Raw genomic sequence first — 13443 nt, forward strand, 5'->3', positions numbered from 1 at the left:
AAGGATAGTTTTTGTTTGCTTGATATATTCTCTCAATACATTGAAAATTGCTTCGTCTTTCTTTAAATCTTTTTTCTCGATTAAAGCGTCAACTTCATTTTTGAAATCTTTTAATTGTTTTGCCACAATTGTATTTAAAGTCGTCATAGAAACGGCACAGTTTGCAGAAGAACCAACGGCTCTGAACTCAAATTTGTTTCCTGTGAAAGCAAATGGTGAAGTTCTATTTCTATCGGTATTATCTAATAAGACGTCTGGTAATTTTCCTACTACGTTTAATTTTAAATCTGTTTTTTCTTCTGGAGATAATTTCCCTTGAGAAACTCCTTCTAATTCTGCTAACACTTTAGTCAATTGTTGTCCGATGAAAACCGAAATAATTGCTGGTGGCGCTTCATTTGCACCCAAACGGTGGTCGTTACTTGCCGATGCAATTGATGCTCTTAATAATTCTTCATAATCATGAACTGCTTTAATCGTGTTGATGAAAAACGTTAAGAATTGTAAGTTGCTCATAGGCGTTTTTCCTGGAGATAATAAGTTAATTCCAGTATCAGTAGCTAAAGACCAGTTGTTATGTTTACCCGAACCGTTAACTCCTTTGAATGGTTTTTCGTGGAATAAAACTTTAAAATCGTGACGTTCTCCCACTTTTTGCATCACATCCATTAATAATGAGTTGTGGTCTACCGCTAAATTCGTTTCTTCGAAGATTGGTGCTAACTCAAATTGGTTTGGCGCTACCTCGTTATGACGCGTTTTAACTGGAATTCCTAATAACATACATTCGTTTTCTAAATCACGCATATACGTTAAAACTCTTGTAGGAATCGAACCAAAATAATGGTCGTCTAATTGTTGTCCCTTAGCTGCAGTGTGACCTAATAAAGTTCTTCCAGTTGCTAATAAATCGGGTCTTGAATTAGCTAAAGCAGTGTCAACTAAGAAATATTCTTGTTCCCAACCTAAAGTTGGTGTTACTCTTTTTACGTTTTTATCGAAATATCTTGCAACGTCAATCGCAGCAGAATCGATAGCATGTAACGCTCTTAATAAAGGCGTTTTATTATCTAATGCTTCTCCTGTGTACGAAACGAAAACTGTTGGAATACATAAAGTAGTTCCAAAGATAAATGCTGGTGATGTTGGATCCCAAGCGGTATATCCTCTAGCTTCAAATGTATTTCTGATTCCTCCATTTGGAAAAGAAGACGCATCTGGTTCTTGTTGCACCAATTGACTTCCACCGAATTTTTCTACTGGATCACTTCCATCAGGAAATGTTTCGAAGAAAGCATCGTGCTTTTCCGCAGTGGTTCCGGTTAAAGGTTGGAACCAGTGCGTGTAATGAGTTACTCCTTTAGATAATGCCCACTCTTTCATTCCCAAAGCGATATAATCGGCAATTTTTCGGTCGATTTTTACTCCTTCAGCAGCAGCTTTAACGGCTTTGTAAGCCTCTGGTGTTAAAAACTGTCGCATCGCTTTATCTCCAAAAACATTACTACCAAAAATAGCTGATTTTCTGTCCAATTCCTCTACATGAACAGGTTTTCTGTCGGTTGCCTTTCTTAAAGCTTGAAAACGAAATGTTGACATAAGTTGTGTGTGTTTAAAGTTATACCCTTGAAAAGTTATGCAAATATATAAATTTTTTAAATATTTTTACAAATACCCCTATTTTTTTTAGGGGTAAAAATATTTTTTATTACTTTTACATTATGAAAACATCAAATTTATATATGATAATGTTAGGTTGCACCCCAAAAGGTCGCTTTACCGAACAACACGATATCTTTTTTGGTATTGGAAGTAGTTTAAAAGAATTAATTCCAGACATGAATGCTTTTTGGCCTGAAGCAAAAGGAAGAATCCATATTGATGCTTGGCAGAAAGTAACTTCTGTTGATGGATTTGCTATTGAAGTAATTTCCAAAGATGAAAATTTAGAACAAGAAGAACAATTATTTTTTTTGAACTTAGGCGGTTATAAAGAAGGAGAATTTGAAGAATACCATTATAAAGTATTAGTAGTCGCCAAAACAAAAGCTGAAGCTATCAAAAAAGCCAAGCAAACTACTTTCTATAAACATTGTAGTTTCAAAGGAGCAGAATCGCACATTGATGATAAATATGGAGTTGATATTGATGATATTCACAATATTGAAGATATTCTTTCGGATAAATTCAAATCGCAGTATCGTTTGAAAATAACAAAAACCAATGCGGTTTCGGAAGATGAAAAACACATTGGTTATTTAAAGTTGGATAAAATATCAGTATAAAAAAAGAGCTATCGGATTGGATAGCTCTTTTAGTTTATATTCTTTTTATACTTGTAGGATTAATTCCGTAGGCTTGTAATACCGCATCATAATCATTAAAATCGATTTGTTGCGCACTTCTATTAGAAAAATAACCTGGAATAATTACAATTCTAAAGGTTTGATTTTGTGTCCAAGCTGATGATAAATCAATTAACGGAAAGTTAGCATCTAGAAAAATACTCACGTCATTTCTAGTAAAATCAAAATTATAATCTAATTCTCCTCCATCATTAAAATAGTAGGTTTGAGGCATTAATCTCCAAACATCTTCACCTCCAACAACATCATATAAATGATACACTAAAATCATATCTGATGAATAAATTGGCGTACCTAAATCTACAAAAGTGCTAAAGTTATTTCCTGTATTAAAAGAACGAGTAACTTCAAAAACTTCTGAAATTGTATCATTATCCACATTATCTTGAACTTCATTAACCGTACAACTTTGTAGTGTTATCATCCCGATAAAAGCTATCAATAAAGTAATTTTCTTCATAATCTTAATTTTTTAAATGTTTTCCTAGGTAAATATAACCAATTGTTGTGCCAAACTTTTATACAATTAAAAATTAGTATCTTTGAATCGCAATTAAGTCAATAAAATGGGAAGAAATAATCCAAAAAACATCAAAGCACATAACGACAAATTACACAAAGAGCAAGCAAAAGAAAAAGCTAAAAAGAATGCTCGCGCCGAAAAATTGAAAGAGATTGCTAGAAAATTTAACGAATCAAAATCGTAATTATGTCGAATTGTTATTGCGGTAATTCCATTCCTTTTCAAAACTGTTGCGAACCTTATATTAATGGAATTGCAAATGCTCCAACTGCCGAAAAATTAATGCGTTCTCGTTACAGCGCTTTTGCAACAGGTGCCGCTGATTATTTGGTAAACACTACTCACATTTCAAAACGCAGACTTCATAATAAAAAAGACATTTTAGCTTGGAGTCAAGCCAACAAATGGTTAAAAGTAGAAGTTCTAACCTCAACTGAAACTACCGTAACTTTCAAAGCGTATTATTTAGACGAAAATTTAAAAGCACAAGTCCATTACGAACATTCGACTTTTAAATTGGAAAATGGATTATGGTTTTATGTAGATGGAGAATATTAAACTTTTCGCTTAACAGGAATCCAAATTTCCTCTTCAGAGTTTGAATCATTATTTTTATATTTTTCTCCTAAAATTTCAAAATGAGGTCGATTATCCAATTCATATTCCGAATTAGGCAACCAAACTCCAAAAATATAACCAAACGTTTCTCTTGCTTTTGAAGCATCTCCAATATGATTGAAAACAGCATACAAACCTTCCTCAACAATTAATACTTCCATTTCCTCAGGAAGAAAATCAAAATCTGACACAGGAACAACAGTCCATTTTACAAATTCAGTTTGTGGATTGAAATCAAAATTTTCGGGATTGATTTGAATGTTAAATAAATCAGTTCCTAAGGCATTTCGAATTTCATTTCGTCTTGGCATAAATTTTCCCCACAATTCTCCTATTCGATAATCTGAATAAGAAAATTGACTATTCATTCCGATGAATTTTGTTGTTGGAAATGTTTTAATTATTGGTTGCATTAGGTATAAAATTTATCGTTGGACCAATTTAACGTATTTTGTTCAATATAATTCTGAATATTATCAAATGATTTAGAATTGCGAATAATATGATCATGAAATCGGGATTGCCAACCGAAATTGGGGTTGATTTGTCGTGATATTTTGGAAACAATTGATTTATACGAACCTACAATTGATGAAATGGTATTTTTTCCCTGATTTTGAAAACGGGATGAACCTATAATTGTATTGGAATGGATTGTAGAGACAAGGCATTGCCTTGTCTCTACGGATTCGGAAAATGATTCATCATTCGTTTTATCAATAATCAAAATCCCATGAACATGATTTGGCATAACCACAAAATTTCCTAATTCAACCATTGGAAAATGATTGGGTATTTCGTGCCAAAATTGTTCTGCCAATTTACCGATTTCGAATAATTGCATAATTCCGTTATTAATATTTCCGAAAAAATAATGTCGATTTTGGGTGCAAATGGTGATGAAATAGGCACCATTATTAGAATAATCCCACGTTTGTAAACGCGCAGAGGAAATGCGGTATTTGTTTTTAAATTTATTTTGCATGGCGTTGAATATTATGATATTACGAAATAATGAAAATATTTTGGGAATTGGAAATGAATTTGATTTTTTTTGAATTAATTCAAAAAAAAGAGACAAGGCATTGCCTTGTCTCTACGGGAAATATATTTTTGGAAATATTACATATTTCTTCTATACTGACCACCAACCTCAAACAATGCGCTGGTAATTTGTCCTAACGAACAAACTTTCGTCGCATCCATTAATTTTTCAAAAATATTTTGGTTGTTGATGGCTGCTTCTTGAATTACATTCAATTGCTCGGCAACTTTTTCTGCACTTGTTTTGTGAAGATTGTTTAACATATCAATTTGATATTGTTTTTCTTCTTCGGTTGCACGAATAACCTCTGCTGGAATAACTGTTGGGGAACCTTTTGAACTCAAGAACGTGTTTACACCAATAATTGGGAATTCTCCTGTATGCTTCAAAGTTTCATAATACAATGATTCTTCTTGGATTTTTGAACGTTGGTACATCGTTTCCATTGCACCTAAAACGCCACCACGTTCTGTAATTCTGTCGAATTCTTGTAAAACAGCTTCTTCTACTAAATCGGTTAATTCTTCAATAATGAACGAACCTTGAATAGGATTTTCGTTTTTCGCTAAACCTAATTCTTTATTAATAATCAACTGAATTGCCATTGCTCTACGCACTGATTCTTCTGTTGGTGTTGTAATTGCTTCGTCGTATGCATTCGTATGCAACGAGTTACAGTTATCGTAAATCGCATATAATGCTTGTAACGTTGTACGAATATCGTTGAAATCAATCTCTTGTGCGTGTAATGAACGTCCAGAAGTTTGAATGTGGTATTTCAACATTTGTGCTCTTTCGTTTGCTCCGTATTTATTCTTCAAGGCTTTTGCCCAAATTTTACGTGCCACACGACCGATTACTGCATATTCAGGATCAATTCCGTTTGAGAAGAAGAATGATAAATTCGGACCGAAATCGTTGATATTCATTCCTCTACTTAAATAGTATTCCACGTAAGTAAAACCATTTGCTAATGTAAAGGCTAATTGAGTAATTGGATTAGCTCCAGCTTCTGCGATATGATATCCAGAAATCGAAACTGAATAGAAATTACGAACATTTTGCTTGATGAAATATTCCTGAACGTCGCCCATTAAACGTAAAGCAAATTCCGTAGAGAAAATACAAGTATTTTGAGCTTGATCTTCTTTTAAAATATCGGCTTGAACCGTTCCACGAACTTGTGCTAACGTTTTTACTTTGATATCTTGATAAACCTCTAAAGGTAAAACTTGGTCACCTGTTACTCCTAAAAGCATCAAACCTAAACCATTGTTTCCTTCTGGTAAAGCACCTTGATATCTTGGACGCTCTACTCCTTTTTTCTTGTAAATCTCATTGATTTTAACTTCAACTTCATCTTGTAAACCATTCTCAATGATATATTTTTCACAGTTTTGATCGATGGCAGCATTCATAAAGAATCCTAACAACATTGGCGCTGGACCATTAATAGTCATCGAAACTGAAGTTAACGGATGACTTAAATCGAAACCTGAATATAATTTCTTAGCATCGTCTAAACAACAAATCGAAACTCCAGCATTTCCAATTTTCCCATAAATATCTGGTCGAACGTGTGGATCATTTCCGTATAACGTTACCGAGTCAAAAGCAGTTGATAAACGTTTTGCTGGTAATCCTGCTGAAACATAATGGAAACGTTTGTTTGTTCTTTCTGGTCCACCTTCTCCGGCAAACATTCTACTTGGATCTTCTCCTTCGCGTTTGAATGGATATAATCCTGATGCGAATGGGAATTCTCCTGGTACGTTTTCTTGTAAATTCCATTTTAAGATATCGCCCCAAGCTTGGTATTTTGGTAATGCAACTTTTGGAATTTGAGAATGTGACAACGATTCGGTATGCGTTGCAATTTTGATTTCTTTATCACGAACTTTAAAACTATAAACTGGATTTTTGTATTTGTTTACTTTTTCGTCCCAAGTTAAAATAATTTCCCAATTGTATGGGTCCAAATTCATTTTTACGCGGTCGAATTCTTTAGTCAATAACGAAACGAAATCTTTGTTATCAGCAGTAATTTTTAAAGAGCTTTCAACAATTCCTGCTTTGTCTAATTGCGGTACATTTCCATTAACTGATTCAACTGTTTTGAAAATTCCGTATAATTTTTGAGCTACTTCTACTTGAGAAAGTGCTGTTTCGTCATATTTTCTATTGTTCTCTGCAATTTCAGATAAATAACGAGTTCTGTGAGGTGGAATTACAAAGATTTTCTCGCTCATTTCACGCGTAATTTCGAAAGTCGATTTTAAATCCGCTCCTGTTTTGGCTACAATCTTATCCATGATAGATTTGTAAAGCGTATTCATTCCTGGATCGTTGAATTGCGATGCGATAGTTCCAAAAATTGGCATTTTATCGGTATCTACATCCCAAAGATTATGATTGCGTTGGTATTGTTTTTTTACATCACGAATTGCATCTAATGCACCACGTTTGTCGAATTTATTCAATGCCACTAAATCAGCAAAATCCAACATATCGATTTTTTCCAACTGAGTTGCAGCTCCAAATTCTGGTGTCATCACATATAAAGAAACATCAGAATGGTCCATAATTTCAGTATCCGATTGTCCAATTCCTGAAATGGATCAACCGAAATTAATCCGATGGTTTTCTCTGGGAAATCAATTAAAAAACGACGTACTAATTCATCAACTAACGAAGATTTTCCTGCACCACCAGTTCCTGTAATTCCTAAAACTGGAATTTTTGATTTTTCATTCTTTTGGTGAATTTCATCAAAAACCGATTTTGCAATTTCTGGAAAATTCTCGGCTGCCGAAATCAATCTTGCAATTGCAGTTGGATTTTTCTCTTCGATGTGTGATAATTCTCCCGTTAGTTTATCCCCAATTGGATAATCGGAACGTTGTACTAAATCGTTAATCATACCTTGTAATCCTAAAGCACGACCATCATCTGGAGAATAAATTCTTTCAATTCCGTATTCGTGTAATTCTGAGATTTCAGAAGGTAAAATTACACCTCCACCTCCACCAAATATTTTGATGTGACCTGCTCCTTTTTCCTTAAGCAAATCGTACATGTATTTGAAATATTCGTTATGACCTCCTTGGTAAGAAGTCATCGCAATAGCATTTGCATCTTCTTGAATAGCTGTATTTACTACTTCTTCCACACTTCTATCATGTCCAAGGTGAATAACCTCAACACCAGTAGCTTGAATAATTCTACGCATGATATTAATGGCTGCATCGTGTCCATCAAAAAGTGACGCTGCGGTCACAATTCTTACTTTATTTTTAGGAATATAAGGAGTTTGTAGTTCCATGTGTAATTTTTATTCGTTTTAAAGGGTGCAATTTACGAATTTAATAATTTTATTTCATTCAAATTTTAGAATAAATTCGAATGAAAAATGGCACTATCTTTGTAAATACATAAACAAAATATAAAACCATGAAAAAAATAGTACTTAGTTTATTTGCCTTTAGTTTATTTGGCTGTGCCGAAATGCAACAAGTTTTAGATCAATTACCACAAGGAACTGGCGTTTTAAGTCAGGCAGAAATTGGTAGCGGATTAAAAGAAGCTTTGAATAATGGAATTACCAAACAAGTTTCAAAATTAACAGCCACAGATGGCTTTTTTAAGAATGAAGCTGTAAAAATTTTATTACCCGAAGAACTTCAAACCGTTGATAAAAAGCTACGTCAAATAGGCATGAGTAAATTAGCCGATGAAGGTTTAAAAGTTATCAATCGTGCTGCAGAAGACGCAGTTAAAGAAGCTACACCTATTTTTGTAGATGCAGTAAAACAAATGACTTTCAACGATGCTAAAAATATTTTGATGGGTAATGAAAGTTCTGCTACGACTTATTTACAAAACACGACGTCAACTGCTTTGTATGCAAAATTTAATCCCGTTATCAAAAATTCATATACGAAAGTTGGAGCAGATAAAGTTTGGAGTCAAATTATTACCAAATACAATTCGATTCCACTAGTTAAAAAAGTGAATCCTGATTTAACAGATTACACTACAAACAAAGCGATGGAAGGTGTTTTCAAAATGATTGCTGTTGAAGAAAAAGATATCAGAACTAATTTATCTTCAAGAAGTTCTGACTTACTGAAGAAAGTTTTTGCATTACAAGACAAAAAATAATTGTTTTGTAATTCATTATTTACAGGAAAAAAATTTTTGTAAAAATTTAGCAATCAATAACATAAGAATAACACATCCTTAACATTAGAATTCAAAAAATCATCGGATATTTGCATTGTAATAAGAGAAAGTTTCTCATTTAGTTAGGGTTAGTTTAGAAAAAATCACTCCGATGCAAATCGGAGTTTTTTTATACAAAAAAGCCGCTATTTCTAGCGGCTTGAATTTTTAGTTTGTGTAAGGTGGCTTACATGTTTTATCCAAATGTCTTCTTACTCTATTTGAAGATGAAAAATCTCCAGAGCAACTTGGTATTCCTCTAGTATCATCATAAGGAGTAGAAGGGTCATCCACTAAAGCGCCAAAATAAGGATAATATGCCGTCCTAGTTTCAGAACCATCTAAATATGTAAAAGATCTTTCAAATTTTGTTAAAAATCCATCCCCATCATCGTCAACATCTAAGTAATCCGGTCTTCCATCTTCATCTGTATCAATTGGATCTTTAGAAAATCTGTCATTATCTAAAGGATCTCCATATTCGTACATAGATAAAATACCATCTTGATCATGATCCATTCTTTTTAAATTATACAATTTAAAATTGAATATTAAAGGTGAATATGATGGAATATTGGAAGACCCTGAGGCAAAATATGCCAATCCTGAAGGAATGAACATAACACCTACTCCAAAATCTTCAAATGAAATTGTACCATCAGTATTAGAACTGTAAGTTCCCATCTTGAATTGTGGAACAATTTCAGCCCAACCTCTAACTACTCCATCTAAATTAAACCAAATTGGATTAATATTTTCTTCAAAAACAGTTTGTGAGTAATTATCAACACCATCTACTGTTGTTTTATAAAAAGTATTTCCTTTATATCCAACAAGGGTTGAATCAACTCGGGTTGGACTTTCTCCAGTTCCTTCTCTTAATTTTAAATAATAAACCTTATAAGTTATATCGTGTAAATCTACTTCTTTAAATTCTAATTCAGGCATACCAGAAATCGGAGTCTGAGATCCTCCATCTGGAATTTTTGTAAAAACGGTATTAAAATCTCCATCCACGGTTAGGTAATGAGTATCTAAGAAGTCTTCTATTTTTTTAATATCTTCTTCATAGACTTCATTATACGGCCTTAGTGGTTGTAGCGAGCTACTATCATCTGGTTGACATGAATAAACTCCAACGAATAAACCTAAAACCAGTGCTATTTTAATTAAACTCTTCATTAATTATAATTTTTATGGGCGCAAGATACAATTTTCATTTATTTTTGTAGAAATATTAACATGGTTTTTTGAATTATATTATGCGAATAGACAAACTTTTATGGTGTTTACGTTATTACAAGACTCGAAGCATAGCTACAGAGGCTGTAAAAAAAGGGCATATAACCGTTAATGGTCAGGCAGTAAAGGCTTCTAGAGAGATTTTTCCGTCTGATAAAATTACATTACGTAAAGACCAAATTAACTATAAAATAACCATTTTAGACGTTCCGCAAAATCGTTTAGGAGCTAAACTATTGGATATGTATCGAAAAGACGAAACGCCTAAAGAAGCTTTTGAACATTTAGAATTACTAAAACTTTCCAAAGAACATTACAGAGCCAACGGAACAGGTCGTCCTACTAAAAAAGAACGTAGAGATATAGATGATTATTTGTGGGATAATGATGAAATTGAAGAAACAAATACTACTGAATAAATGAATTACTGGGAAGAACGCTATAAAAAAGGAGAAACGGGTTGGGATGCTGGAACAATCACAACTCCATTAAAAGAATACATTGATCAATTAACACCTGGTGCCGGAAATGGGTATGAATTTGACTATTTAGTTGAAAACGGATTTCAAAATGTTTATGTAATCGATATTGCCGAAACTCCTTTAAATAATATTAAAATTAGAAAACCAGAATTTGCTCCTCATTTAATTCATTCCGATTTTTTTACTTTAGATACAACTTTTGATTTAATTCTAGAGCAAACGTTTTTCTGTGCCTTGCCACCTGAAATGCGTCAGCAATATGTAGAAAAAATGGCTTCGCTTTTAAATCCGAAAGGAAAATTAGCAGGATTATTATTTGACTTTCCATTAACTACTGAAGGTCCGCCATTTGGAGGTTCAACATCTGAATATCTGAATTTGTTTTCGGATAAATTCAATGTAAAAACGTTAGAAAAAGCACATAATTCAATAAAGCCACGACAAAATAAGGAACTCTTTTTTATCTTTGAAGTCAAATAACAACACACATGGAAAATATTATTTTAACGAACGAAGAAATTAAACACAAAACCAAACGAATTGCTTACCAAATCTACGAAACCTTCGTTAATGAAGAAGAAGTAATTTTGGCAGGAATTGCGAATAACGGCTATATTTTTGCCCAAAAAGTAGCTGCAGAATTGGCACTGATTTCCGATTTAAAAGTAACGCTTTGTGAAGTTAAAATCAATAAACAAAAACCACAAGATGTTGTAACCACTTCTCTATCTTCAGAATATTATCAAAACAAAGCTTTAATCTTAATTGACGATGTTTTGAGTTCTGGAACTACCTTAATCTATGGTGTAAAACACTTTTTAGAAGTACCATTAAGCAAATTTAAAACAGCAGTTTTAGTAGACAGAAATCATAAAAAATATCCTGTAAAGGCTGATTTCAAAGGATTATCATTGTCGACTTCCTTACAAGAACACATTCAAGTTGTTTTTGAAGAGAATAACTCTTATGCTTATTTAAGCTAATAAAGCCTTAATTTCATCTGCAATTTGTTCGACCGACTTGTCATCAACAGTAACTATTTTCGTAGCTTGATGATAATAAAAGTTTCGGTCGAATAAATGTTTATTGATAAAATCTTTCAAACTAACCTCATCTTGATTGTGAAGCAAAGGACGTTGGGCTTTCTCGTTTATCAATCGACTTACCAATGTATCAACTGATGCTTTTAAATATACAGAAAACACATCCTCTTGAAGTAATAATTCATGATTGTTGTAATAACAAGGCGTTCCTCCTCCTAAACTTAAAACAAAGCCATTATCTTTAGCTAAAAAGGTTTTCAGAACTTCATTTTCTTTTTTACGAAAATAAATTTCACCTTTTGTTTGAAACAATTCAGCAATCGATTTTTGAGTTTCTTTTTCAATTTCTCGATCTAAATCGTAGAAAGGAATTTGAAGCTTTTCCGCTAAAAAAGCACCTATTACCGACTTACCGCAACCCATGTACCCTAATAATATTATTTTCATAAATAAATAATCCCTTATAAATTAAAGGGTTAAGAAATTAATTGTAAAAAAAGACAAATTTATAAGAAATTCCCATTGCAAAATAAATAAATGTTTATATATTTGCACCCGCATTCAAGGAAATAAAATGACTTGGTAGCTCAGCTGGTAGAGCACATCACTTTTAATGATGGGGTCCTGGGTTCGAATCCCAGCCAGGTCACTACATAAAACTTATTTCTTGAACGCACCGACTTGGTAGCTCAGCTGGTAGAGCACATCACTTTTAATGATGGGGTCCTGGGTTCGAATCCCAGCCAGGTCACAAAAAGTTTTAAAGACGTTGCATTGCAACGTCTTTGTTGTTTTAAGGCCAAGTGGAGAAACGGTAGACTCGCCATCTTGAGGGGGTGGTGCTCGTAAGGGCGTGAGGGTTCAAATCCCTCCTTGGTCACTTTAATCATTAAATAATACGTTTAATGCCATTTTTTAAAGAAATTTCACTTCCAAACAATACTTCTGTTTATTTATGGAAAATAAATGAAGAAATTTCCGATTTAAAACAACATCTTCTTCTTACCGAAATTTCTACCAATCGCTTGGCTAAAATGAAATCTGAAAGTCATATAAAAGGTTTTTTAGCCGTTAGAAAGCTATTAAATGAAGTCAACTATACGGATTCTGATTTATATTATGATTCTTTTGGAAAACCACTTCTAAAGAACAGTAAAAATATATCGATTTCACACTCTCATAAATTTGCTTGTATAATTATTAGTGATAAAAACGTTGGGATTGACATTGAAATGAAAAACGAAAAAATCCTAAAAAACATTTCACTTCTTTTTGATGAAGATTTTATTCTAAATACTAATGAAAATAAGGAAAACGCAATTACATTAACCACTTTTGGTTGGGCAATAAAAGAAGCTTTATTTAAGTTAATTCCGGAAAATGATATTAGTTTTAAAGATAATATTATGATACAACCTTTTCAATTAAATGAAAATTCATGTATTGCGAATGTTGAGATTAATAACAAAAAAACTACTTATACAATCCATCTTGAAACCATAGAAAACTATGTTTTAGCCTATGTAATTGAATAATAAAATTACTTTCTTAAATCTACGAAACGCGTTGGTTTTCTGTTCATCGGATTAAAAACAATTGGATTTAAAATCTCTTTGGAAACAAATTCAATTTTTGGTGTAACACGTAGTTTAGCTCTAAAATGATCTTTAACTTCTGTCAAAAATTCTTCTGAAGGCAAATTAACTGCTATTTTAATTACAATTTCATCCGTACCTAAATCATTGGTGTAAATTTGAATTAAGTAATTATCAATAGCTCCAAAATCATTCAATACATCATTCATTGCTGGTGGATACAAAGTGGTTCCTTTATATTTTATCATTTGCTGTTTTCTTCCCACAACTGGACCAACACGAAGTGTATTTCTTCCACACATACACGG

At 32.8% G+C, this 13443-nt stretch carries 14 protein-coding genes, 3 tRNA genes and 2 pseudogenes; 11 read left to right on the forward strand and 8 right to left on the reverse strand.

The window, feature by feature from the left end:
- On the reverse strand, positions 1-1599 hold a 1599-nt coding region (locus L6Q46_RS11290; RefSeq protein WP_291284390.1), incomplete at its 3' end, for a glutamine synthetase III.
- Between the two features lie 122 nt (positions 1600-1721).
- Between L6Q46_RS11290 and L6Q46_RS11295 the strand changes: the two genes are divergently transcribed.
- On the forward strand, positions 1722-2285 hold the full coding sequence (locus L6Q46_RS11295; protein WP_291284391.1) for a DUF1543 domain-containing protein: 564 nt from the start codon (positions 1722-1724) through the stop codon (positions 2283-2285).
- Between the two features lie 34 nt (positions 2286-2319).
- On the opposite strand, the gene L6Q46_RS11300 is transcribed toward L6Q46_RS11295, so the two are convergent.
- A complete protein-coding gene (locus tag L6Q46_RS11300; RefSeq protein WP_291284392.1) occupies positions 2320-2826 on the reverse strand; it encodes a hypothetical protein in 507 nt (168 codons plus the stop codon).
- A gap of 106 nt (positions 2827-2932) precedes the next feature.
- Between L6Q46_RS11300 and L6Q46_RS11305 the strand changes: the two genes are divergently transcribed.
- Together L6Q46_RS11305 and L6Q46_RS11310 are read left to right on the forward strand one after the other, a co-directional pair.
- The gene (locus tag L6Q46_RS11305; protein WP_181452314.1) at positions 2933-3073 is read left to right on the forward strand and encodes a hypothetical protein; all 141 of its coding nucleotides are present in this window, start codon (positions 2933-2935) and stop codon (positions 3071-3073) included.
- 2 nt (positions 3074-3075) lie between these two features.
- Positions 3076-3447: a YchJ family metal-binding protein gene (locus L6Q46_RS11310; protein ID WP_291284393.1), complete on the forward strand. Its 372-nt coding sequence runs from the start codon at positions 3076-3078 to the stop codon at positions 3445-3447.
- On the opposite strand, the gene L6Q46_RS11315 is transcribed toward L6Q46_RS11310, so the two are convergent.
- The 3 genes and pseudogenes from L6Q46_RS11315 to L6Q46_RS11325 form a co-directional block, all read right to left on the reverse strand.
- Positions 3444-3920: a GyrI-like domain-containing protein gene (locus tag L6Q46_RS11315; protein WP_291284394.1), complete on the reverse strand. Its 477-nt coding sequence runs from the start codon at positions 3918-3920 to the stop codon at positions 3444-3446. The genes L6Q46_RS11310 and L6Q46_RS11315 overlap by 4 nt on opposite strands.
- Complete coding sequence (locus L6Q46_RS11320; protein WP_291284395.1) at positions 3920-4492, reverse strand: transposase; 573 nt, start codon at positions 4490-4492, stop codon at positions 3920-3922. Before L6Q46_RS11320 ends, L6Q46_RS11315 begins: the two co-directional genes overlap by 1 nt.
- 137 nt (positions 4493-4629) lie before the next feature.
- A pseudogene (locus tag L6Q46_RS11325) lies at positions 4630-7874 on the reverse strand (methylmalonyl-CoA mutase family protein).
- A gap of 128 nt (positions 7875-8002) precedes the next feature.
- On the opposite strand from L6Q46_RS11325, the gene L6Q46_RS11330 reads away from it, so the two are divergent.
- Positions 8003-8713: a DUF4197 domain-containing protein gene (locus L6Q46_RS11330; protein WP_291284396.1), complete on the forward strand. Its 711-nt coding sequence runs from the start codon at positions 8003-8005 to the stop codon at positions 8711-8713.
- 228 nt (positions 8714-8941) lie between these two features.
- On the opposite strand, the gene L6Q46_RS11335 is transcribed toward L6Q46_RS11330, so the two are convergent.
- Positions 8942-9955, reverse strand: coding sequence for an FKBP-type peptidylprolyl isomerase (locus L6Q46_RS11335; protein ID WP_291284397.1), 1014 nt, complete (start codon positions 9953-9955; stop codon positions 8942-8944).
- Positions 9956-10035: 80 nt separating this feature from the next.
- Here L6Q46_RS11335 and L6Q46_RS11340 point away from each other — a divergent pair, with 80 nt between their 5' ends.
- The 3 genes from L6Q46_RS11340 to L6Q46_RS11350 are packed head-to-tail and all read left to right on the forward strand — an operon-like array spanning position 10036 to position 11480.
- Positions 10036-10434 carry an RNA-binding S4 domain-containing protein gene (locus L6Q46_RS11340; protein WP_291284398.1) on the forward strand — a complete coding sequence of 133 codons (399 nt, stop codon included), beginning with the start codon at positions 10036-10038 and terminating at the stop codon, positions 10432-10434.
- Positions 10435-10977, forward strand: coding sequence for a methyltransferase domain-containing protein (locus L6Q46_RS11345; protein ID WP_291284399.1), 543 nt, complete (start codon positions 10435-10437; stop codon positions 10975-10977).
- Positions 10978-10985: 8 nt separating this feature from the next.
- The gene (locus L6Q46_RS11350) at positions 10986-11480 is read left to right on the forward strand and encodes a phosphoribosyltransferase family protein (protein WP_291284400.1); all 495 of its coding nucleotides are present in this window, start codon (positions 10986-10988) and stop codon (positions 11478-11480) included.
- Here the strand turns inward: L6Q46_RS11350 and L6Q46_RS11355 are convergent.
- Positions 11472-11987, reverse strand: a complete 516-nt coding sequence (locus tag L6Q46_RS11355) for a shikimate kinase (protein WP_291284401.1) — start codon at positions 11985-11987, stop codon at positions 11472-11474. The two genes, L6Q46_RS11350 and L6Q46_RS11355, sit on opposite strands and share 9 nt — an antisense overlap.
- A gap of 129 nt (positions 11988-12116) precedes the next feature.
- Here L6Q46_RS11355 and L6Q46_RS11360 point away from each other — a divergent pair.
- The 4 genes from L6Q46_RS11360 (at position 12117) to L6Q46_RS11375 (ending at position 13075) form a co-directional block, all read left to right on the forward strand.
- Positions 12117-12189 (forward strand) — tRNA-Lys (locus L6Q46_RS11360).
- 29 nt (positions 12190-12218) lie between these two features.
- Positions 12219-12291 (forward strand) — tRNA-Lys (locus L6Q46_RS11365).
- Positions 12292-12337: 46 nt separating this feature from the next.
- Positions 12338-12420: transfer RNA gene (locus L6Q46_RS11370), tRNA-Leu, on the forward strand.
- A 25-nt stretch (positions 12421-12445) separates the two neighbouring features.
- On the forward strand, positions 12446-13075 hold the full coding sequence (locus L6Q46_RS11375; RefSeq protein ID WP_291284402.1) for a 4'-phosphopantetheinyl transferase superfamily protein: 630 nt from the start codon (positions 12446-12448) through the stop codon (positions 13073-13075).
- Between the two features lie 5 nt (positions 13076-13080).
- Here L6Q46_RS11375 and L6Q46_RS11380 read toward each other — a convergent pair.
- Positions 13081-13443 (reverse strand): annotated as a pseudogene (locus L6Q46_RS11380) (phenylacetate--CoA ligase family protein); the annotation flags it as partial.

The sequence above is a fragment of the Flavobacterium sp. genome (genome assembly GCF_023151265.1).
In the GTDB taxonomy this organism is placed as follows: Bacteria; Bacteroidota; Bacteroidia; order Flavobacteriales; family Flavobacteriaceae; genus Flavobacterium.

Bases quoted from the DNA above. Each gene is read 5' to 3' on its own strand.
- L6Q46_RS11320 (WP_291284395.1), bottom strand. From the start codon at position 4,492: ATGCAAAATAAATTTAAAAACAAATACCGCATTTCCTCTGCGCGTTTA.
- L6Q46_RS11330 (WP_291284396.1), top strand. From the start codon at position 8,003: ATGAAAAAAATAGTACTTAGTTTATTTGCCTTTAGTTTATTTGGCTGT.
- L6Q46_RS11315 (WP_291284394.1), bottom strand. From the start codon at position 3,920: ATGCAACCAATAATTAAAACATTTCCAACAACAAAATTCATCGGAATG.
- L6Q46_RS11375 (WP_291284402.1), top strand. From the start codon at position 12,446: ATGCCATTTTTTAAAGAAATTTCACTTCCAAACAATACTTCTGTTTAT.
- L6Q46_RS11340 (WP_291284398.1), top strand. From the start codon at position 10,036: ATGCGAATAGACAAACTTTTATGGTGTTTACGTTATTACAAGACTCGA.
- L6Q46_RS11300 (WP_291284392.1), bottom strand. From the start codon at position 2,826: ATGAAGAAAATTACTTTATTGATAGCTTTTATCGGGATGATAACACTA.
- L6Q46_RS11305 (WP_181452314.1), top strand. From the start codon at position 2,933: ATGGGAAGAAATAATCCAAAAAACATCAAAGCACATAACGACAAATTA.
- L6Q46_RS11310 (WP_291284393.1), top strand. From the start codon at position 3,076: ATGTCGAATTGTTATTGCGGTAATTCCATTCCTTTTCAAAACTGTTGC.
- L6Q46_RS11335 (WP_291284397.1), bottom strand. From the start codon at position 9,955: ATGAAGAGTTTAATTAAAATAGCACTGGTTTTAGGTTTATTCGTTGGA.
- L6Q46_RS11350 (WP_291284400.1), top strand. From the start codon at position 10,986: ATGGAAAATATTATTTTAACGAACGAAGAAATTAAACACAAAACCAAA.
- L6Q46_RS11295 (WP_291284391.1), top strand. From the start codon at position 1,722: ATGAAAACATCAAATTTATATATGATAATGTTAGGTTGCACCCCAAAA.
- L6Q46_RS11355 (WP_291284401.1), bottom strand. From the start codon at position 11,987: ATGAAAATAATATTATTAGGGTACATGGGTTGCGGTAAGTCGGTAATA.
- L6Q46_RS11345 (WP_291284399.1), top strand. From the start codon at position 10,435: ATGAATTACTGGGAAGAACGCTATAAAAAAGGAGAAACGGGTTGGGAT.